Raw genomic sequence first — 21,104 nt, forward strand, 5'->3', positions numbered from 1 at the left:
GGCGGCGAGCGGTAGGCGGGGGCCGGGAAGCCGCTCGTCGAGGAGGACGGGGCCCCGTCCTCCTCGACGGCGGTGACCGGCGGACGCACGACCGCCCCGACCGGCCGGTACCGGGCATCGGCGGTACCGGCCGGTCGGGGGGACGGTCACGGCGGGACGGCGGCGGGGACGGTCAATCGAGGATGTTGACCGCGCGGGCCACGACCAGCACCACGGTCATCAGGGAGACCGTGGACTGGAGCATCATCAGCATCTTGGCCCAGCGGGACAGCGGCATCACGTCGGTCGGGCTGAACGCGGCGGAGTTGGTGAAGGAGAGGTACAGGTAGTCCAGGAACGCCGGTTCCCAGTCCGGCGGCGCGGATCCGGGGCTCTGCATCTGCACGAAGAGGAAGTCGGCGAACTGCCGGTGACCCATCATCCGGTTCGCCGGTCCGCCCCGGTCCAGCTCCCAGTACCACAGGGCGAACACGATGACGTTCGTCAGCCAGATGTTGCCACCGGTGAGCAGCAGCTTCGCGGCGCCCGACCCTTCGGTGCCGTGCACGAGGCCTCTCACCAGCTGGGCGGCGGCCCAGCCGTTGGCCAGGCTGATCAGACCGATGAGAGCCAGACCCAGCGACCGCAGCCGCTTGTTCCGGGGCTCGACCCGGCGGGGGTTCGCGGCGACGAGGCCCGTCAGCAGGACCACCTCCAGGCCCGGCAGCACCCCGAACGGCAGCAAGGTCAAAGGCTCCGGCAGCTTCAGCTGGAGGGCGACCGCCACCAGGATCGCGGCGGTCACCGCCCAGCGCGGCTCACCGTGCGTCACCCTCCGCCAGGCGGGCGCCACTTCACGCCCGCCGGACTCCAGGAGCCGCTCGATCCTGACGAGTCGGCTCTCGGTGTCGCTCGATATGTCATCCATGCAGGCGATTGTCGCGCGTCACATGTCGATCGAGTGACAGGTCACCGCAGGTCCCGCCCGCCTGCGGCCCCGGTGCCCGGCGCGTACGGCGGGCAGGGCCGTCGGCCGGTCGGCGAGCTGGGCCGACGACAGCGCGCCGCCCTCGTTCGCGCAGCGCGCGCAGGCGGCGGGCGCAGAGGCCTCGCGTACGGTGGCGGCCCGGTCTCCGCACCTTCGGCGTCGGCGGTACGGCGGTGGGCACGCCGACCGCGAAGTGGAACCCGGCACGGTCCGAAGGGGCGGGCCGGCACACGGACACCCGGGACGGCGTCTGCCCCATCGGGCAGCGGTGGCTGCACTCCCGTGGACAGCCGCGCGCCTGTACCCCGCGCACGCGCTGAGGCAGTGTCAGGGTGAGAGAGGTCTGCCGCCAGCCGTCCCAGGGAGTGAGAATGCCCGATCACGTACACGATCACGATCACGACCACGATCACGACCACCGGCAATCCGGCCACGGGCAGTCCCGGACCGACGAGTCGAGGCTGTTCAAGGCGGCGGCCGCGGGCCGCCCCGATGTCCTGGGCCCGTCCGGCATGGGCACGCTCCAGCGTGCCGTCGGCAACGGCGCGGTGGGCGCCATGCTCCAGCGGGAGCAGGACGAGGAGGCCCTCTCGGCCCAGCGCTCGCCCGTGCACGACGTCGTCGGATCCGGTTCCGGGCAGTCCCTCGGTGCCGATGTCCGCTCCGACATGGAGGCGAGGCTCGGAGCGGACTTCTCCGACGTACGGGTGCACACGGGCGACGCCGCGCACGAGTCCGCGAAGTCCGTCGGAGCGCATGCCTACACCGTCGGCAGCAACGTCGTCTTCCAGCGGGACGCCTACGATCCGTCGTCCCACGCCGGGCGCACGACGCTCGCCCATGAACTGACCCATGTGATCCAGCAGCGCAGCGGCCCGGTCGACGGGACCACGGCACCCGGTGGGATCCGGGTCAGCGACCCTTCGGACCGGTACGAGCGGGAGGCCAGCGCGAACGCCGAACGCGTCATGTCCGCCCCGGCCCCGGCCGCACATGCCCCGGAGGGGGCGACGGCCGTCGCCGGGCCGTCCGCGGTGGTCCAGCGGGAGTCCGAGCAGGACGACGAGCAACCCGCCGACGTGCAGGGGCTGTTCGTGCAACGGGCCGAGGAGGAGGAGCAGGACGAGCCGGGTGACGCGTGACCGGAACGGCCCCGGGCCCGGCTCGAGTCCGCCGCCCGGGGCCGTTCCGGCTCGCCGTCCCGGGCGGCCCGGCCCCGCTCGCCGGGATGCCGGACCGGCCGCTGGTTCCGGCCGTGCTCCGGTCGGCTCAGGCCGCGGAGGGGGAGGCGCTGGGCACCGACCGCAGCGTCCCGCCGACCAGCACCGACTCCTCGCACTGGCCCGGTTTCGGAGCGCCCACCGGCTGTCCGACCTTGGCGCAGGTCACCGTCATGGTGATCCGTCCCCCGGCGGGCACCGCGATCGGGGTGACGAAGTGGTAGTCCTGGTCACGGAAGTTCTGCAGCGCGAGCCGCAGCAGGGTCCGGTCCTCGGCGGCGATGACGACGGTGCCGGAGTCGCCCTGCGGGTTCTGCACCACGAGGTCCGTCAGGTCCAGCACCTGGTCCTTCGGGACACGGAACACCGTGCCGGCCGTGGGATCGCCGCCCGCCGAGTCCTTGACCTCGACCTGAGCGCTGCGCGGGTCCCCCGCGGCCCCGCCGCCGCTTCCTCCCGCACCTCCGCCACCCGTTCCGCCCGTGCCCCCGCCGGTACTTCCGGCCGTCGATCCGGCCGAGGCGCCGGGGCTCGGTGAACCACCACCTGCCGCGTCCTGTCCCTTCCCGCTTCCGCCGGCGCCCGCCGACGCACCACCGCCGCCGGATGCACCGGGGCTCGGTGACATCGCGGCCGCCACCTGCTTCTTGGACTCCTCCTTGGCCGCCGACCGCACCACCGGGCGCAGCAGGGCGAACCACAGGACGGCCAGGGCCACGGCCGCGGCCACCGCCGCCATCAGGGCGCGCGGCAGCCAGCGGGGCAGTATCGCGTTCTGCTGGTAGGTGCCGTCCAGGGACACCGCCTCGTGCGGCAGTTCGCCCGCGGGCGTCACCACCACCTGGAAGGGGTGCACGACGGGAGTGCCGCGCCACAGCCGTCGTGTCGGACGCAGGGTGAGCCGTGACAGCTCGGCCGCGCCCGGCAGCAGCTCGACGGTCTCCCGGGAGAGGCCCAGCCGCACCCGGGAGCTGTCCCCCTGGGCCGCCAGTTGCACGGTGATCGGGGTGTTGCCGTGGTTGTCGACGGCCACGTCCGTACGGCCGCGCCAGGCGCCGTCGAACCCGCGGGGCACCAGCTCCCCGGTGATCGAGGCGAAGGGCAGGACGGTGACGACGCCCTCGGGTACCACCGTGGTGTCGGGGGCGCTGGCGGGCACCACCCGCACCCCGAACGGGACGTCCCCGGCCGGTACCTCCGAGCTACGGGGCGGGCTCAGCGCGAGGACCGCGGTGCCCGTGCTGTCCGGGTACAGCGAAAGGCTCGTCGGTTCGACGGTCGCCCAGGCCGCTGCCGGACCCACGACCTCGAAGCGGTACTCCTCCACCGTGCTGCCGGAGTTGCGTATCTGGAGGGGAACTTCGATCCGCCCACCAGGCTCGGCCGTCACAGCGGTCGTGTCCAGGCTCGCCGCAGTTGTCATGAGCGGCACGGTAAGGCCGGTGACAGTGGTCTACACGGGCCGCTCAGGAAGACTTTCGGGAAGCTGATGTGCCCATTGATGCCTTGTTGACTTCGTGTGGAGTCGCCTGCCGCATACTGCTCGACGCGCCGCGAGGCGCTTGACCAGGGGGGAGACCGTGGTGGACCGGATAGTTGTGTGCTTACGCGCGGATGACCCGATCTCCAGGGCGGGGGTCGCCTCACAGCTGCGGCCCCGGCCGGAGATCCGGCTGCAGGAAGAGGGGGAGGAAACGGCCGCCGCGGTGGTGGTGGTCGTCGTGGAGACCATAGACGAGGAGTCGCTGCGGATCCTCCGGCACGTACGGCGGACGACGGCGGCCCGGATGGCGCTGATCGCCACCCGCATCGACGACCAGCAGCTGGTCGGTGCCGCCGAGTGCGGGGTGGCGGGCATCCTGCGCCGGTCCGAGGCGACGCCGGAGCGGCTGGTGCAGGTGATCAACGCGGTGGCCAGGGGAGAGGGAAGCGTTCCCGCCGATCTGCTGGGCCGCCTGCTGGAGCAGGTCGGCCAGTTGCAGAGCCAGGTCCTGGCGCCGCGCGGCCTGAACTTCAGCGGGCTCACCGACCGGGAGATCGAGGTCGTCCGGCTCGTCGCCGAGGGGTACGACACCGGGGACATCGCCTCGAAACTCGCTTACTCCGAACGCACCATCAAGAACATCCTGCACGAGCTCGTCACCCGGCTGCACCTGCGCAACCGCTCGCACGTCGTCGCCTACGCGCTCCGGCAGGGGCTGATCTGAGGGAGGCGGCCCGCTGATCCGAAGGGGGCGGCCCGCCGGGCCTTCCGACGGATCGCTGCGGCGTCGCGGCGGGAGGGCCCCGGGGGAGGGGCGGATTGCCCGGAGGGGCAGACCGTGCTTCCCCGGGGGGTGTCCCGAGTGCCGCTCCGCCGAGGGGCGGTGCCGGGGACGGTGGGGCGGACGCCGATCTGGGAGGGGAAGTCGTGCGGTTGTTACGGCTGCGGGCGGGCCTGATGGCCGCGGTCCTCGGGCTCGGCGCGATGGGAGCCGGCATCACCGACCCGGCGCCGCGGGCCCGGACGACGGCTTCGCCCTCGCCGTCCTCCTCGCCCTCACCGTCCGTGTCCCCGGCGCCCCCGGTCACGCCGGCACTGGTGGAACGGTCACTGGACCCCGGTGCCTCGATCACCGTGGACAAGCAGGTGCGGACCCCGGCGGTGCCGCCCAAGCCGGATGTCGTGCTGCTGGTGGACAACACCGGGAGCATGGACGATGCCATCGGCAACGTGAAGGCCAACCTGCCGATGATCGTCAACCAGGTCTTCGCCGTGCAGCCCGATTCCCGGTTCGCCGTCGCCGGCTACGGCGACCAGGCCGATGCGGACCGGCTCTTCATCCTGCACCAGGCGTTCACCGCCGACCGCCGTGCCATCCAGGACGGGGTGGACGCCCTGACCGCCGACGAGGGCGGCGACACCCCGGAGGACTGGGGGAACGCCCTCCACGAGGTGGCGACCGGCGTCGGCGGCCGGAACACGTTCCGGGACGGCGCCAGCCCCATCGTGGTGCTGGTCGGTGACGCCCCCACCCACGATCCCAGCCACGGACACAGGTTCACCGACGTCGTCGGGGAGCTTCAGGACCATGGTGTGAAGGTGTTCGCCGTCTCCGTGAGCGGCAACGGACTCGACAGCCAGAACGGCCAGGCCACCCTCGTCACCCGGGCCACCGGCGGTACGTACAGCCAGGACATCAACGCGAACGACGTGTCGGAGGCCATCGTCCGGGGCCTCACGAACCTCCCCGTCTCCGTCGGCCACCAGCTCGTCGACTGCGACCGCTCGCTGAGCGTCTCCCTGTCCCCGGCGAACGTCCAGGTGACCAGCGGTGAGACCGCCTCCTTCAGCGAGCGGATCACGGTGTCCCCGGACGCGCCGCAGGGCGCCACGCTCTCCTGCACGGTCCAGTTCTCCCTCGGCCCGGCGGCCGACCCGGACTTCCGGGAGCAGATCCGCATCACCGTCAACGACGTGACCGCTCCCTCGGTGACCGTCGACGACCGTACGGTGGAGGCCACCGGCCCGGACGGCGCGCTCGTCGACTACCCGGTCACCGCGTACGACAACGTCGACGGCGACGTACCGGTGAGGTGCGAGCCGCCCCCCGGTTCCACCTTCCCGATCGGGAGGACCACGGTCACCTGCACGGCGACCGACAGGGCGGGCAACACCGGCCGCGACACGGCCGTGATCACGGTGACCGACTCGACCGGCCCCGTCGTCACCGTCGAGGACCGCACCGCGCAGGCGACCGGCCCCGACGGCGCGGCGGTGGAGTATCCCGCGTCGGCGGAGGACAAGGTCGACGGGAGGGTGCCGGTCACCTGCGTCCCGCCGTCGGGTTCGGTGTTCCCGCTCGGGGAGACCAAGGTGACCTGCACGGCGACGGACTCCCACGGGAACACCGGTACGGGCAGCGCCGTCGTCACCGTCGTCGACACGACCGCGCCCATCGTGACCGTCGACGACCGGACCGCGGAGGCGACCGGTCCCGACGGCGCGGCGGTGGAGTATCCCGCGTCGGCGGAGGACAAGGTCGACGGGAGGGTGCCGGTCACCTGCGTCCCGCCGTCGGGTTCGGTGTTCCCGCTCGGCCCGACGACGGTGACCTGCACGGCGACCGACAAGGCGGGCAACACCGGCACCGACACCGCCGTGATCACGGTGGTCGACACGACCGCGCCCGTGGTCACCGTCGAGGACCGCACCGAGCCGGCGACCGGCCCCGACGGCGCCGTGATCGAGTACACCGCCACGGCCCAGGACCTCGTCGACGGAACCGTGTCCGTCACCTGCATGCCCCCGTCCGGCTACACCTTCCCGGTCGGGAGGACCACCGTGACCTGCACGGCGACCGACAAGGCGGGCAACACCGGCACCGACACCGCCGTCTTCACCGTCGTCGACGACGGCAAGCCCGTCGTCCGGGTGGACGACCGGACCGTGCGGACCCTGAACCCGAGCGGTGCCACCGTCCGCTACACCTCCACCGCCCAGGACCTCGTCGACGGCACCCTCCCCACCAGGTGCACCCCGCCCTCCGGTTCCACCTTCCCGGTCGGGAGGACCACGGTCACCTGCACGGCGACCGACAAGGCGGGCAACACCGGCACCGACACCGCCGTCGTGACCGTCATCCTGATGACGCCCGGCCCCGTCCCGCCCGCCGCCGACCTCGCCGTGACCGCCGCCGTCGACCCGCAGCCCGCCTTCACCGGCGGCACCGTCACGACGACGTTCACCCTCACCAACGCCGGACCGGACGACGCGACGGACATCGTCCTGACCTCCGCACCCCCCGGGACCGCCACCGTGGTGGGCCCCCAGGACCGCTGCACCGCCGCCACCCCCTGCACCCTGAAGGCCGGCGGCCGGATCCAGGTCACCACCCGGCTGTCGTACGACAAGGCCACCAGCGGCACCCTGACGGCCCGGGTCGCCGGCACACCGGCCGATCCGGTCCCCGCCAACAACACCGACACGGTCCGGCTCCGCGTCCTGCAGCCCGTGCTGACCGTCGCCCCCCTCGTCGCCCGGCTCGGCGACGTCGTCCTCGCCGAGGGCCGCGACTTCCCGGCCGGGACCGTCGTGGGACTGAAGTGGAGCGCGGGCATCACCGCCGCGACGGTCCCGGTGCGGGTGGAGGCCGACGGGACGTTCCGCGCCCAGGTCCTCGTCCTGCGCAAGGACCGGACCGGATCACGGCTGCTGCGCGCGACGGGGCCCGGATACGACCCGGTCGACACGGAGAAGGTCCTCGTCGTGCCCCGCAGCCTCCAGCCGCCCGACTTCAGCGGTCGTGGATGACCACGACGGAGGTGGAACCGTGATCCACGAGGTGGACGACGCACTGCGCGCCCTCGTCCGCGACGACGCCCTGCGCGGCACACAGGTCAGCGTCGTGTTCGACGCGCCCACCCGCGAGTGGGCGGCCAAGGTCAACGCGCCCACCGTCAACCTGTACCTCTACGACATCCGGGAGGACATGCGCCGCCGTTCCCGCGGCCTGTCCAACGAGTACGACGAGCGCGGCACCGTCGTCGCCCGGCACCGCCCGCCCCGGTACTTCAAGCTGTCCTACCTGATCACCGCCTGGACCCGGCGCCCCGAGGACGAACACCGCCTGCTGTCGTCCCTCCTGCTGTGCCTGCTGGGCAGCGACGCCATGCCCGCCGAGCACCTGACCGGCTCACTGGCCGGGCTTCCGCTGCCGGTGCCGATGACGATCGCGCTGCCGCCTCCCGAGGACCGGTCGTTCGCGGACGTGTGGAGCGCGCTCGGCGGTGAGCTGAAGCCCTCCCTCGACCTCGTGGTCAGCGTCCCCCTCGTCGGTACGGGAACCGTTCCGGTGGGGCCGCCGGTCACCGAGGAGGGCGGACTGCGGCTCGGAGTGGAGAACACGGAGCGCACCGGACACGCCGGGCAGGGCCCCGCGGGAGCACGGGAGGCCGACGGGGCGGACGAGCCGGCGGCACCGCGCCGCCCGCGGCCGGCGCTGTCCCGGCGCGTCCGTGAATGAGCAGGGGCCGCCGGGTGCTCCGGTTTCCGGGACCCGTGCCGTGCCCTGCCGCGCCCTGGCGCGGAGACGCCGCGGACGAGTCGGCGCCGCGTCGTCCGCTGTCGGCGCGGTGCCGTCCCGGTTCGCCCGGGCCCGGCACGACACCGTGCCCCGTGAGCGGCCCGGGTGACCGCGCGGCCGGCCACCTACGACCCGCGCCACCCCACCCGCGCACACCGAGCGGAGCGAGGAGCCTCCCATCGCCGAGAACCCCAGCCTTCGCCACCTGCTGGACCGGGTGGTCCTCGTCGAGGAACGGGTACGCCGTGCCGTCGCCGCCCGCAGGCAGACCGACCCCGACCCCGACGACGCCTTCCGGGGGCTCTACCTCACCGACGAGGCCGTCGGCCGCCTCCTCGACACGCCGCCCCGTCCCGCCGCCCCCGACCGCACGGACGCCGCCCGGCACGCCGAGGCCGAGACGCGGGCCGACACCGCCGACCCGCCCACCAGCCTGCGCCGCCTCACGGTCGGCCTGGACCTGACCGACCTCGACGTCGAGATCCTGCTCATCGCCCTCCTGCCCGATCTGGACGCCCGGTTCGAGTCCTTCTACGGCTACCTCAACGACGACGTCACCCGGCGCCGGCCCTCCGTCGGCCTGGCTCTGGAACTGTGCGGACTGTCCCCGGCGGACGCCTCCGCCCGAGCCCGCCTCGGCGCCGGCGCGCCGCTGCTCTCCGGCGGCCTGCTGATCGTCGAGGACCTCGACCGTCCGTTCCTCGGGCGCGCCCTGCGCGTACCGGACCGGGTCACCGCACACCTGCTCGGCGACGACACCCCCGACCCCCGGGTCGCCGACCTGCTGACCCCGGCTCCGCCCGTGCCCGGCGCGGGCGACGCCGCCCCGCTGGCCCGGGCCCTCGCCGCCGGGATCCCGCTGGTCTACCTGCGGGAGGAGCAGGGCGGCGCGGGCCCCGCCCTCGCCGCCACCGCCCTCGCCGAGGCGGGGCGCCCCGCGCTCACCCTGGACCTGGCCCGCCTCACCCGTGACCCGGTCCCCGCCGACGCCGTCCGCGCCGCCGTCCGCGAGGCCCGGCTGACCGGCGCGGGACTGGTCTGCGTCCCGGTCGACGCCCTGGACCGGGACCGCGAACGGGCCGCCCTGTCCAGGCAGTTGACGGAAGCCCCGGTCCCCGTCGTCCTCGTCGGCCGGATCCCGTGGGACGCCGCCTGGTCCACCCGCCCCCCGCTGCTGCTGCACGCGCCGCGCGTCGAGCCGACCGCGCGAGCCGCTCTGTGGCAGACCACGTACGGGCAGCCGCTTCCCGGCGGTGTGAACCTCGTGAACCTCCTGTCCCCCTTCCTCCTCAACCCCGAACAGATCACCCGCGCCGCCCGGAGCGCCGCCCAGAACGCCGTACTGGACGGCACCGAGCTGCGCCCCGGGCACGTACGCCGCGGCGCCCGGGCCCAGAACTCCGCCGGACTCGACCTGCTCGCCCGCCGCATCGAACCCGCCGTCGGCTGGGACGACCTCGTCCTGCCCCCCGACCCGCTGACCCAGCTCCGCGAGCTCACGGCCCGCGCCCGCCACCGCGACGTCGTACTCGGCGAATGGGGCATGCGTCCCGGCGGCGCCCGCGGCCGGGGCGTCGTCGCCCTGTTCGCGGGGGACTCCGGCACCGGCAAGACCATGTCCGCCGAGGTCATCGCCGCCGACCTCGGCCTGGACCTCTACACCGTCGATCTGTCCACGGTCATCGACAAGTACGTCGGCGAGACGGAGAAGAACCTCGAGCGCATCTTCTCCGAGGCGGCGGGAGTCAACGGAGTCCTCCTCTTCGACGAGGCCGACGCCATCTTCGGCAAACGCTCCGAGGTCAAGGACGCCCACGACCGCTACGCGAACGTCGAGAGCGCCTACCTCCTCCAGCGCATGGAGTCCTTCGACGGCCTCGCCATCCTCGCGACCAACCTGCGCGCCAACCTCGACGACGCCTTCACCCGGCGCCTCGACCTGGTCATCGACTTCCCCGTCCCCGACGCCGACCGGCGCCTCGCCCTCTGGCAGCGATGCCTGGCCCCCCTCATGCCGGGCGCCGACGACCTGGACCTCCCCTTCTGCGCCGACTCCTTCGAACTCGCCGGCGGCAACATCCGCTCCATCGCGGTCACCGCGGCCTACCTCACCGCCGACGCGGGCTCACCCCTGACCATGCGGCAGCTGATCCACGCCATCCAGCGCGAGTACCAGAAGCTGGGCCGGCTGACCCTGGCCAGCGAGTTCGGCCCTTACGTCGACCTGCTCGTCCCGTGACCGAAACGATCGACCGACCGGAGGAGGACCGCTGTGCGCGCCCATGACGAACGGTTCGCGGAACAGACCCCGGAGCGGACGCGCCGTACCGCGGGCACCGTGCGCGCCGGTGAACCGTGTGCCTCGCCGCTCGCCGCCCTGTCCGACTTGCAGCAGACGGCCGGCAACGCTGCGGTGGTGCGGTTGGTGACCGCCCAGCGGATGGTCGGTCCGCAACGGCCCAAGCGCAAGGCGGTCTCCGACTCCCCGTACGGCAACCGGCCGGCGTCCGCCCGGCAACAGGCCGCGCGGGGCTTCGACCCCGACACGCCCCGGGCCCCGGAGCTTCCGAGCAGGGCCCCCGGGAACGAGGCCATCTGGAGCGGCACCCGGAGGGACATCCCGTTCACCCCCGAGACGACGGCCGCCGTGCTGGGTGCGGCGAACAGCCGGAACACGAACGGGCGGACCGAGTACGCGTGCGCGAAGTGCGGCACGTACATCCCTCAGCAGGCCGACGCGACGCCGGCGGACGGCAACCGCTACGTCGCCGTCGACCACATCACGGGGATCCTCGCCTACGTCCAGGCCAACGCCACGGCGGTGAACTGGGAGGTCGACGGCCGCAACGTCAGCGCGATCACCCGCGCGGAGGCGAAACGCTGGGCCAACGACGTCGACAACCTGCGTGTCCTGTGCGCCCAGCCCTGCAACGGCGGCACCCGAGCCGCCCACAGCGCCAGCCGCGGCTACGACACGAACAAGGCGGTGTGGTGGACGGGGTAGGTCAGGCTGGATTCGCCGCCGTGCACCTGACCGTGTGGAAGTGCGGGAAGCGGCGTCGAGCGAGTCCTGCCTATCGGATTTCGGTCCACCCGGCAGGAACTTGCCAGGCTGATCTGCCCGCCGCGACCGACGAGTGGCTGACCATGAATCTTGGCCTGCACTGATCCAGGATCTGGCGGACGGCGTCGATGGAAGTGGGCAGGTGCATGGCGCCCAGATGGTATCTGACCTGTCGCACAGGAGAGTCGGGAAAGTCGTACTCGATTTCTTCTAGGTGTCTCCCTGCTGATCGCTCTTCCAGGAACGAGATATCCCGAACGGGTCCCTCGTTCGCGATGATCACGACTTCCTCTTGTTCGAGCGGCAGGATGCTGAGTTCGTCCGTCCAGGTCGAATCGAGCCCGTCCGCGGGATACGGGCCGACCTTGCCGCATTGCCTGTACCGAGACGCGCCGGAAATGGACAAGGTGACGCGCCAGGCAAGTCGAAACGCGTCCTGCCAGTTCTCGGTGTCTGTGCTGTATGTGTAGTAGGGGGTTACGAAGCGTTGCACCGACCATTTTTCCACGGTCCCTGTGCACACGTCCATGGCCTGCACGAACCCTTGCAACAGCTGTGAGTCGGCCTGGTTGATGCCGAGAAATTCTGGTGACGTCACGTCGAATCGGCAGCTGACATCGGATCCGTCCTGTCGGCAGACGGGGCTCCAGAGCGAGAAATTTGCACTTTCGATACTACCGAATTCGCTGCTCTCCTCGTGCACTTCACTCTCCGTTTCCTCGGAACCTGGACGTGACCGTGTAGTCGGTAATTTCATCCCCGCCCTTGCTGGAGTTGCAACTCTTGCACATCGGCTCCAGGTTGGAAGTGTCGTTGTAGAACGAGTTCCTGACGGGGTGTGTGGTGTCCCTTCCCTTGGTCATCCAGTGTACGGATACCGAGGGTGACTTGTGGTCCAACGAGAGGAGTCCCTTGTTTTCGCGCGGATCCGCGATGTGCGGCGGCCTCCCCCCGTACGAGGGGCACACATAGGTTTCCGGAACCGATTTCAGAGGGTGGGTGTTCCAGCGGATGTCGGTCTTCTCGCGCTTCATTCTGGCTCGGTGGGATTCTCGCCACGCCAACGTCGTGCTCTGCCATCCTCCGTACACGCTCTCGCGGAACTGTTTTCCGCGGTACTCGTTTTTGAGTTCTCCGTCGACAACCCAGGCGGAGGCGTGACCCAAAGATTTCAAGCTCGGATAGCCGAACTCTCGTCCGATGTATTCAAGGAGTTCGGCGATGTCGTTGACCTGACGCTTGAGGGCGTCTTCCGTCGCCTTCCTCTCTTTTGCGTAAACACTCTCTTTGTCGAGTTCGTTCAAGCGGGCCGCGATCCCTTGGAACTGTTGCATGATCGCTGGTTTGTCCGGACCGTCGGGAACGCTTCTCATGGCTTGAGCGAGGAGCGACTGAAGTTTTTCTATCTTTGCGGACGCCATGCCGATCTGGACTCGGCCGCCGACAGTCTTGACATACAGGGTGTGCGGGGTCCTGTGCATCGAGAGTGGTTTTGCGAAATTGATTTCCTGTGTTTTTCCGGTTTCCTTCTCCTGCTTGTCCGCCGGTTTCTCTTTCTTGTTCTTCCTGAACTTCCCCCACAGCTTCTTCGCCGCCTTCGCGATGAAGTCGACGATCTTGTCGATGGCCTTGTTGACCGGGCGGGCGACCGCGGTGAAGACCTGGCGGATCTTGCCGGCGAGGTTGCCGATGCCCAGCAGGGAGGCGAGGAAGCCGATCAGGACCGGGATGGAGGCGACCAGGGCGCCCTCGACGAGGGCGGGGACGCCGCCTCCGCCGCCGTTGGCGATGGCGACGATCGCGTCCAGTATCGAATTGACGAACTGGACGATCTGGCCGCCCTGGGTCACCACGAACGTGACGATGTCGATGATGCCCTTGACGGCGCGGACGAAGGCGGAGGCCGGGGTGAGCAGGGAGACGACCCAGCTGATGCCGGCGACGATGACGGTGGGGATCAGGTAGGCGGTGAGTTTCTGGAGGATCGTCGACTTGAGGTCGCCGACGGACTCCTTGATGTGCTCGACCGCACCGGCCGGTCCCTCGCGCTGGAGGGCCTGGGCGACGGGTACGGACTGTTCGGCGGCGCTGACCGCCTGGTCGGGGACGCCCTTGCGGGTGATGCGGGCGCGGATGTTGGACCAGGTCAGCCCCAGCAGCCCGGAGACGAGCTGGATGATGCCCTTGAGGTCGAACTTGGCGGGCAGGGCGAGGCCGGCACCGGCGGCCGCGCCCAGCAGCCAGGAGACCAGGCCCTTCTTCAGGTGTTCGGCGATGTTGCCGATGAACTGCCGGAGTCCGGCGCTGACGGCGGTGACCAGGTTGCGGAGGAACCCGATGGGGTCCTTGATGATCTGCATCACCGCGGTGGCGGCCTTCGCCAGGACACCGAGCAGCATGTTCTTCAGCTCGATGATGGTCTGGATCACGCCGACGACGGCGTCCCTGGCCTTGGCGATCAGGCCCTTGTTCTCCTCCTGGAGCTTCTTGATCTCGTCGTCGACCGCGTTCAGCGCCTGGGTGTACTTCTGGGCGAGGTCCTGCACCAGTTGGTCCGACTTCGCGTTGACGTCGGCTTCCAGCCCGTCGAACTTCTCCGTGAAGTCCTTGGCGGCGTCCTGGCCGAACTTCCTCAGGTCCGCGGGCAGTCGGTCCACCTCGGCCTTGAGTTCGGCACGGCCCTTGGCGACGCGGTCCTTGGCCCTGCCGAGTTCGGTGCCGATGACGTCGGCGATGGAGGAGATCACCTGCTGCATCCGCGCGACGTAGAGCTTGCGTGATTCCTGGAAGAGCTGGTTGGCCTCCTCCGGCATGCCCGCGAACTTGTCCTTGACCCACCTGAGTTTGCCGGTGAAGCCGGAGTAGCGCTTGTCCTTGTAGGCGTCCATCCGGCGCTTGTGGTCCGCCGTGAACGCGTCCCGCGCGGCCTTCTCGCCCGCGGTGAACTTCTCGTCGACCAGCTTGTCCAGGCCCGACAGGGTCTTCTCCACGTCGGACTTGGTGGCGTCGAAGACCTTCTGCAGCCGGGCGGTGGCCTCGGCGCGCTTGCGTTCGTCGGCGGACTTGGTGGCGCCCTTGCCGCCGTCGACCTGCTTGCCGGTGGTGGTCCGGGCGGCGGCGAGGCCGGTCATGGCCCGGGCGCCGGCGGCGGCCGCGCCCTGCTTGGCGGCGGCGAGTTGCTTGGCCTCGGCGCCGCGGGCCTGTCCCGGCGCGGCGGCGGAGTGCTGTTCGCCCTCCTTCTTCGTCGTCAGGGCATCGGTGAACTGGGGCTCGTTGCTCCTGGCGAGCTGGTCCTCGGTGACCTCGGCGTCGGCCATCTGCTGGTCGATCTGCCGCGGCCCGCCGGAGAAGTCGGTGACCGCGTCCGGTTGCCTGGCCGGGACCGCGCCCGCCGGGTCCGGGGTGCCGGGGACGGGCGGGGGAGCGTCGGGAGTGAGCGGGGTGACCGGCTTGTCCTTGGCCTTGGACAGGTCCGGAGCCGCCTCGGTGGCGGTGGCGATCTCCTTGGCGGAGGCGGCCTTCCCCTGGCCGACCTGGCCGCTGACCTGCCCCTTGACGGCCTCCGCCTTGCCGGATCCGGAGTAGTCGGCGGCCTCGGCGAGGTTCTTCGGGGCCTGCGCGGCGATGGCCTGGTTGACCGCGGCGATGAACCCGGCCTTGTCGAACACACCGGGCTTGGCGGCGTTCATCTTCTCGGCCTGCGCGGCCTTGCCCTGGGCCTGCTTGTCGTCCGGCGGGGCGACGGCGGCGTCCTGCGCGGCCTTCGACTCCGCCGCGGCGGGAGCGTGCCGGGAGGACGCGGTCTTCTTCGCCCGTACCTCGGACTTCAGGCCCTGGAACGCGGGCGACGCGGACGGCGGCGGCTTGACCGGCGGAGCCGGGGCCTCCGTGGAGGCCGGGGCGGGAGCGGCCGTGGACGGCGGAGCCGCGGTCTGGCGCTGTGCGACCAGGCGGGCCACCGCCGCGTTCCCCGCCCGTGCCTGAAGCAGACGCAACTGCTGCGGGGCGAGGCCCGCGGGAGGAGCGGTCTCCGGCCCGGCCGCCGTGGTGGGCGATCCGGACCCCTCGACCGTGGGCCGGTCCTGGGCCTGGGCCTGGGCAGGGGCGGTCGGGCGGGCCGGCGCCGCGCCGGTCCTCGCGCTGGTCTTTTTGTCCGGCACCGCCTTCATGGCCGCAAGTGTTCGTGTTCGTGGCCACGTCGTACACGAGAACGGCGGCTACGGCAGGGGGAAGGGCGACTTGCCTCATCGGGCAGCGGGCTGTGCACCGCGGCGCGGCCCGACGACGCGTTCCGGGTGATCGGGACCGGAGTCAGAATCGGCTTCGGCCGCTGGTCAAGGAGGAGTGGGTATGCCGTCGTATCTGTCCCCGGGCGTCTACGTCGAAGAAGTGGAGGCCGGGGCACGACCGATCGAGGGAGTGGGCACCTCGGTCGCCGCGTTTCTGGGCTTCGCCCCGCAAGGGCCCCTGAACGAGCCGACGCTCGTCACCAACTGGAGCCAGTACGTGGGTGCCTTCGGCGACTTCGTCGAGGGTTCCTATCTGGCGTCCGCCGTGTACGGGTACTTCGCCAACGGGGGCGGGAACTGCTACGTCGTCCGGATCGGCGGCAGCGGGGACGGCGTCGCGGGGGAGTTGCCGGCCGGAGCCGCGGGCGGGACGGCGGGCGGCGGGTCCGCGGCCGAGGCGCTGCTCGGCGGGTTCCGGGTCCGGGCACTGCCGGGCGTCACCGGTGAGGTCACGGTCGAGGTCGGCGCGGCCGACGGCGAGGCACCGCCGAACGAGGCGTTCAAGCTGGTGATCAAGGTGGACGGGGAGGAGAAGGAGACCTACCCCTCGGTGTCCGTCCGCCGCGGCAAGGACAACGTCGTCACCAAGGTCAAGGAGAAGTCGCAGATCGTCGTCCTGGAGGAGGTCAGCCGGGCCGCCGCGTCGACGAGGCCCGACACCGGCACGGTCGTCCTGGCCGCCGGGTCTCCCGCGGCCCCCGTCCCGGCGAGCTCCGGCGCGGTCGAGCTGTCGGCCGACGACTACATCGGTGACGCGGACCAGCGGACGGGCTTCGGCGGGCTGGAGGCCATCGACGAGATCACGATGGTTTCCGTGCCCGACCTGATGAGCGCCCATCAGCGCGGCGTCCTCGACGCCGAGACCGTCATCTCGGTGCAGCAGGCCCTGATCTCCCACTGCGAGCTGATGGGCGACCGGGTCGCCATCCTGGACGTTCCCCCCGGGCTGTCGCCGCAGCAGATCAAGAACTGGCGGATGGACACGGCCGGCTTCGACTCGAAGTTCGCGACGCTCTACTACCCGTGGATCAAGGTCTTCGACCCGTCGGTGGGCCGCAACACCTTCGTTCCGCCCAGCGGACACGTCGCCGGGGTGTGGGCCCGCAACGACGCCTCGCGCGGTGTGCACAAGGCGCCGGCGAACGAGGTCCTGCGGGGCGCGGTCGGCCTCCAGACGCAGATCACCAAGGGCGAGCACGACCTGCTGAACCCGATCGGCGTCAACTGCGTCCGTTCCTTCCCGGGCCGCGGGATCCGGGTGTGGGGCGCCCGCACCCTCTCCTCCGACGCCGCCTGGCGCTACCTGAACGTACGCCGGCTCTTCAACTACATCGAGGAGTCGATCCTGACGGGCACCCAGTGGGTCGTCTTCGAACCGAACGACGACGCCCTGTGGGCACGTATCCGGCGCACCATCTCGGCGTTCCTGGTCAACGAGTGGCGCAAGGGCGCGCTGTTCGGGCTGACCCCGGACGAGGCGTTCTACGTCAAGTGCGACCGGGAGACCAACCCCGCCGAGAGCATCGACTCCGGCCAGGTCGTCTGCGAGGTCGGGATCGCTCCGGTCAAGCCCGCTGAGTTCGTGGTGTTCCGGCTGGCACAGCTGTCGGGCGGCACGGGATCGGTCGACGAGTAGCGCAACGACAGGCGGGTCACGGCCCCACGGCAGTGGGGCGCCCGCCGACCGGTCCCGGGGCGGCGGAGAACCGCCGCTCCCCACACCAGATGAGCCATGGAGGCTGGGATGCCACTTCCCGAACTTGACAGCTCTGTCGGCCACTCCTTCGGGCTGGAGTTCGACGGTGTGGTGATCAAGCAGATCACCGAGGTCAGCGGCTTGAAGATGGAACAGGACGTCATCGAGCTCAAGCAGAACACCGCCGACGGCAAGTACGCCGTCAAGAAGCTGCCGGGCCGCCCGAAGGCCGGCGAGGTCACCGTCACCCGCGGTCTGACCGAGGACAACAGCTTCGAGACATGGATCAAGTCGTCCCGGTTCGGGAAGATGAGCGACGCCCGCAAGAACGGCGCGATCATCGTCTACGACTACGAGGGCCAGGCCATCAAGCGTTACCAGTTGGTCAACGCCTGGCCGAAGTCGCTGGAGATCGGCACCCTCAAGGCGGGCGACACCTCCGTCCTCACCGAGAAGCTCTCGATCACGTACGAGAGCATGGAAGTTGAGTGATGCGCAGGACGATGCCCGACCGGACGCGGCAGGCGGCACAGCAGTTCCCGGACGCGCCGGGGCAGGACCACACCCAGGTACCGGCCGAGAGCGCCGGCGGTGCGGGGCGTGACACGCTCCGCACCGAGTTCGCCTTCGAACTGCCCCGGGGGTACGTGGACGAGTCCGGCACCGTGCACCGGCACGGTGTGATGCGGCTGGCCACCGCCCGGGACGAGCTCATCCCGCTGCGGGACGACCGGGTGCGGGAGAACTCCGCGTACCTCTCGGTGGTGCTGATCGCCCGGGTGATCACCCGGCTCGGTACCGTCGAGGACGTCCACGCGGGCATCGTGGAAGACCTGTTCGCCTCGGACCTCGCCTTCCTCCAGGACTTCTACCGGCGGATCAACGCGGAGGGCCACACCCGCGCCGCGGTCACCTGCCCCTCCTGCCAGGAACACTTCGCCGTGGACCTCGCCGGGGGCCGCCTGGGGGAATCGTGACGTACGCGGTCGAGCGCCTCTACGAGGAGATCGCGTACCTGGCCTACCACTTCCACTGGCCGCTGGACGAGCTGCTCGACCTGGAACACCCCGAACGGCAGCGGTACGTCGAGCAGATCGCCCGTCTCAACGGGCGGTGAGAGGACACCGAGATGGGACTGCTGTCCTGGCTGACGAGGAGCGACGGAGGCTCGCGGGGCGCCACGGAGCCCACGGCGCGAGCGGACGTCGACGCCGGGACGACTCCTGCCGGGCCGGACGCGGCGACGGACGTGCCGGCCACGGCCGGCTGGCGGTTCACACCTCCCGTGCAACGGACGCTGAGCGCGCCCATGGGGCTGGTCAGCGACCCCGGCGGGTTCGGCGGACGGCTGGGTACCTGGCAGGACCCGACGGTCACCGGACCGCTCGGCCATCTTGTCAGCGCGCGGGCGCCGTCCGGCGTCGGCCACGGGCTGGCGCAGCCCACGCCGCCGGTGCAGCGTACGGGCGTACGGCCCCAGGCCCATGCCTTCGACGTACCGCGGGGCGCGCAGGATCCCGCGGGGGCGTGGACGGCCGAGGCCGGCGCGGCTCCGGCCGTCGCCTCCGGGGCCGGGGAACTGCGGGGCGGCACCTACGGCACGGGGGGCCCGGTCGTCTCCGGATCCGTGTCCCCGGCCGGGGACACGGCACAGGCACAGCGCCCGGACCGTACGGCGAACCCGACCCCGTTCCCTGCCGCACCGGCGCCGCTTCCCCTGGTCCCGCTTCAGCGGGCGGTCGTCGAGTCGACCGGCCCCGGTACGGCGCCGCCCGCTCCGTCGATGGTCATGCGGCTGCCGTCGGCCCCGGCAGCCCCCGCACCAGCCCGCCCGCTGGTCCTCGCGGAGCCGCCGGACGTACCCGCGCGGGAACTCACGGCGGTCCCCCCGTCCGCGCCGGACGCGCCCCCCGGTCCCCTGGCCCCGGACGCGTCGGCCGAGCCTGTCGCCGACCTCCTCGCCACGCCCGCGGGGCAGTACGAGGAGGACGGCGTCGTCCAGCGGACCGAAGCGCCGGGCACCGCAGGGCCGACGGCGGTACGGGACACGACCTCGCTCCCGCTCGCCGCGCCCCGCCCTGGTGGACCGGACGCCACCGCCCCCACGGCTCCGCTCACCGGCGGAGCGGACGGCACCAGGCCTGCCGTGCAGCGTGACGTCACGGCTCCGCCGCGTCCGCGTCACCGGGGTCTCGGCGAGCCGCTCTCCGCGCTGCCGCCCACCGCCCTGCCGCTTCCGGGCCGGGCTGCGCCCCCGGCCGGGCCTGCCGCGTCCCCTTCCGCCCGGTCCGGGCCGTACGTCTCCCGGACCGTGGAGGAGCCGGGGACGCCCCGGATCCCGGAGGCCCCGCAGCATTTGGGTGTTCAGCGGACACCGGCGGTGCCGGACGTCGTGGCGGGTCCGGCCGAGCCCGGGGCGTCGTCGCCCGGGGACGAGGGCACCGCCCCGTTGCTCGGCGACACACCCCCCTTGACCACGGACCGGACGGACCTCGGCACGGCGTCGCCGCCCGAGACGGTGACCGGTGCCGGTGCCGAAGCCGTGGGGGCCGGTTCGCCTCCCGGCCCCCGGCCGGACCCCGGTCCAGGACCGGACGCCGCCCTCGGCCCGTTCACCGGTACGGGTGGCACCGCGCCGTCGGGGCCGGTCGCGCTGCAGCGGCTGGACGTTCCCGCGAGCCCGTCCCGCACGGCCCCGCCGGCCGACATGACGCCCGTACCCGGGGAGGGCGACCGGGCACCGCTGCTCGGGGACGCCGGCCCGCTCGCGGTGAGCGACCCGGTGGTGCCGGAGGCCCCCGGTCCGGGCGAGATGGTGACGGCCTCGACTCCCATGCCGCTGCGGCGGCTCGACGCCGTGGACGAGGCCGCCCTCCCCGGCCTGATGTCCGGGACGGAGGACGGAGCCGGAGCGGTGACCCGGGGCAGCGGCCCGGTGTTCCCGTTGGTGGCCCAGCGGTCGCTGCCTCTCTACACGGTGCCGCCGCCGTCCGCCGGGACGCCGGTCGCCGCCGGGCCCCCGCCCGTGGTCCCGGTCCGGTGGGAGCAGGCCGGGGGCGGGGCGTCCGCTTCGGGGACCGGCGGTTCCGGAGGCCGTGCCCGGTCCGCCGACGCCGCGGCAGGCCGCTCGGGCGGCTCCGACGACCACGGCGGCCCCGGCGGTGGGCACACGGCGACCGGCGGCGGCAGCGCGTACTTCGACGCGGCCCCCGGCGGAACGGGCGGCGTCGTCCAGCGGTCCGTGGGCCCCGGCGCGCGGGCCCTCGCCGACGGCGCCCCGCCCGCCCGGAACCATCGGGACGCCGTCCCCGGGTTCTCCGGCAGCCCCAGGTTCCCCGGACCCGCGCAATTCCCCGGAGTCCCGGGCGCGGGCACCCTCCTCCCCGACGGTGCCCTCCAGCCCTCCATCCCGCCTCAGGCACTGGATGCCCTCGGCCCCGCGGTCGCGCTGCAACGGCTCACGACGGTGCCCGGTGCGGCTCCGCCGCTCGGGCGCCGCTCCGCCCCGCCGACGCCCCCGTCCCCGCCCCTCCAGGGGCAGGAGCCGTCGCTCTCCATGCCGCCCGGTGTCAGCGCGGGGGCCGCGGCGGTAGCCGCCGGGGTGGCCCGGTGGATGCCGGACGGATCCGTGGAGTTCACCGCGCCCGCCGTGCAACGCGCCGAGGAGGGCGTGCCGGTCACCGAGCCGCCCCCCGACCCGCCGGCGCAGCCCGAGCCGGCCGGTCCACCGGTGGCGGAGCCGCCGCCGGGGACGACGGCCCCGGCCGTCACCCCGGGGGAGACCGGCGGGGCCGGCACCCCCA

General features: G+C 72.1%; 15 protein-coding genes. 11 read left to right on the forward strand and 4 right to left on the reverse strand.

Going from position 1 to position 21,104, the window contains the following annotated elements:
- Nucleotides 1–172: 172 nt before the first annotated feature.
- Nucleotides 173–907 carry a DUF1345 domain-containing protein gene (locus tag CW362_RS37775; RefSeq protein WP_103554119.1) on the reverse strand — a complete coding sequence of 245 codons (735 nt, stop codon included), beginning with the start codon at nucleotides 905–907 and terminating at the stop codon, nucleotides 173–175.
- Between the two features lie 431 nt (nucleotides 908–1,338).
- Here CW362_RS37775 and CW362_RS37780 point away from each other — a divergent pair, with 431 nt between their 5' ends.
- Nucleotides 1,339–2,109, forward strand: coding sequence for an eCIS core domain-containing protein (locus tag CW362_RS37780; protein WP_103554120.1), 771 nt, complete (start codon nucleotides 1,339–1,341; stop codon nucleotides 2,107–2,109).
- A 127-nt stretch (nucleotides 2,110–2,236) separates the two neighbouring features.
- Here the strand turns inward: CW362_RS37780 and CW362_RS37785 are convergent, their stop codons facing one another.
- Nucleotides 2,237–3,610, reverse strand: coding sequence for a COG1470 family protein (locus tag CW362_RS37785; RefSeq protein WP_103554130.1), 1,374 nt, complete (start codon nucleotides 3,608–3,610; stop codon nucleotides 2,237–2,239).
- A gap of 160 nt (nucleotides 3,611–3,770) precedes the next feature.
- Here CW362_RS37785 and CW362_RS37790 point away from each other — a divergent pair, with 160 nt between their 5' ends.
- The 5 genes from CW362_RS37790 (at nucleotide 3,771) to CW362_RS37810 (ending at nucleotide 11,256) form a co-directional block, all read left to right on the forward strand.
- The gene (locus tag CW362_RS37790; protein WP_103554121.1) at nucleotides 3,771–4,394 is read left to right on the forward strand and encodes a helix-turn-helix transcriptional regulator; all 624 of its coding nucleotides are present in this window, start codon (nucleotides 3,771–3,773) and stop codon (nucleotides 4,392–4,394) included.
- A 203-nt stretch (nucleotides 4,395–4,597) separates the two neighbouring features.
- Nucleotides 4,598–7,480 carry an HYR domain-containing protein gene (locus tag CW362_RS37795; protein ID WP_162684363.1) on the forward strand — a complete coding sequence of 961 codons (2,883 nt, stop codon included), beginning with the start codon at nucleotides 4,598–4,600 and terminating at the stop codon, nucleotides 7,478–7,480.
- Between the two features lie 19 nt (nucleotides 7,481–7,499).
- Nucleotides 7,500–8,192, forward strand: coding sequence for a Pvc16 family protein (locus CW362_RS37800; RefSeq protein ID WP_103554123.1), 693 nt, complete (start codon nucleotides 7,500–7,502; stop codon nucleotides 8,190–8,192).
- 238 nt (nucleotides 8,193–8,430) lie between these two features.
- Nucleotides 8,431–10,491, forward strand: coding sequence for an ATP-binding protein (locus CW362_RS37805; RefSeq protein ID WP_103554124.1), 2,061 nt, complete (start codon nucleotides 8,431–8,433; stop codon nucleotides 10,489–10,491).
- A gap of 33 nt (nucleotides 10,492–10,524) precedes the next feature.
- Nucleotides 10,525–11,256, forward strand: a complete 732-nt coding sequence (locus CW362_RS37810; RefSeq protein ID WP_103554125.1) for a hypothetical protein — start codon at nucleotides 10,525–10,527, stop codon at nucleotides 11,254–11,256.
- 70 nt (nucleotides 11,257–11,326) lie between these two features.
- Here CW362_RS37810 and CW362_RS37815 read toward each other — a convergent pair whose 3' ends face one another.
- Complete coding sequence (locus tag CW362_RS37815; protein ID WP_103554126.1) at nucleotides 11,327–12,019, reverse strand: hypothetical protein; 693 nt, start codon at nucleotides 12,017–12,019, stop codon at nucleotides 11,327–11,329.
- A gap of 1 nt (nucleotide 12,020) precedes the next feature.
- Nucleotides 12,021–15,485 (reverse strand): phage tail protein, encoded by a 3,465-nt coding sequence (locus CW362_RS37820; RefSeq protein ID WP_240658259.1) that lies wholly within the window; start codon nucleotides 15,483–15,485, stop codon nucleotides 12,021–12,023.
- A gap of 181 nt (nucleotides 15,486–15,666) precedes the next feature.
- Here CW362_RS37820 and CW362_RS37825 point away from each other — a divergent pair, with 181 nt between their 5' ends.
- From CW362_RS37825 to CW362_RS37840, 5 genes are all read left to right on the forward strand, one after another.
- Nucleotides 15,667–17,241, forward strand: coding sequence for a phage tail sheath family protein (locus tag CW362_RS37825; protein ID WP_103554127.1), 1,575 nt, complete (start codon nucleotides 15,667–15,669; stop codon nucleotides 17,239–17,241).
- A gap of 108 nt (nucleotides 17,242–17,349) precedes the next feature.
- Entirely contained in the window at nucleotides 17,350–17,793 is a 444-nt protein-coding gene (locus tag CW362_RS37830; protein ID WP_103554128.1) for a phage tail protein, read from the forward strand.
- A complete protein-coding gene (locus CW362_RS37835) occupies nucleotides 17,793–18,278 on the forward strand; it encodes a hypothetical protein (RefSeq protein ID WP_240658260.1) in 486 nt (161 codons plus the stop codon). The genes CW362_RS37830 and CW362_RS37835 overlap by 1 nt, the downstream gene beginning before the upstream one ends.
- On the forward strand, nucleotides 18,275–18,418 hold the full coding sequence (locus CW362_RS43930) for a DUF6760 family protein (protein WP_167455655.1): 144 nt from the start codon (nucleotides 18,275–18,277) through the stop codon (nucleotides 18,416–18,418). The genes CW362_RS37835 and CW362_RS43930 overlap by 4 nt, the downstream gene beginning before the upstream one ends.
- A gap of 12 nt (nucleotides 18,419–18,430) precedes the next feature.
- Nucleotides 18,431–21,104: hypothetical protein (locus CW362_RS37840; protein WP_103554129.1), on the forward strand; the 2,674-nt coding region annotated here is incomplete at its 3' end.

Source organism: Streptomyces populi (assembly GCF_002911015.1).
Taxonomy (GTDB): Bacteria; Actinomycetota; Actinomycetes; order Streptomycetales; family Streptomycetaceae; genus Streptomyces; species Streptomyces populi.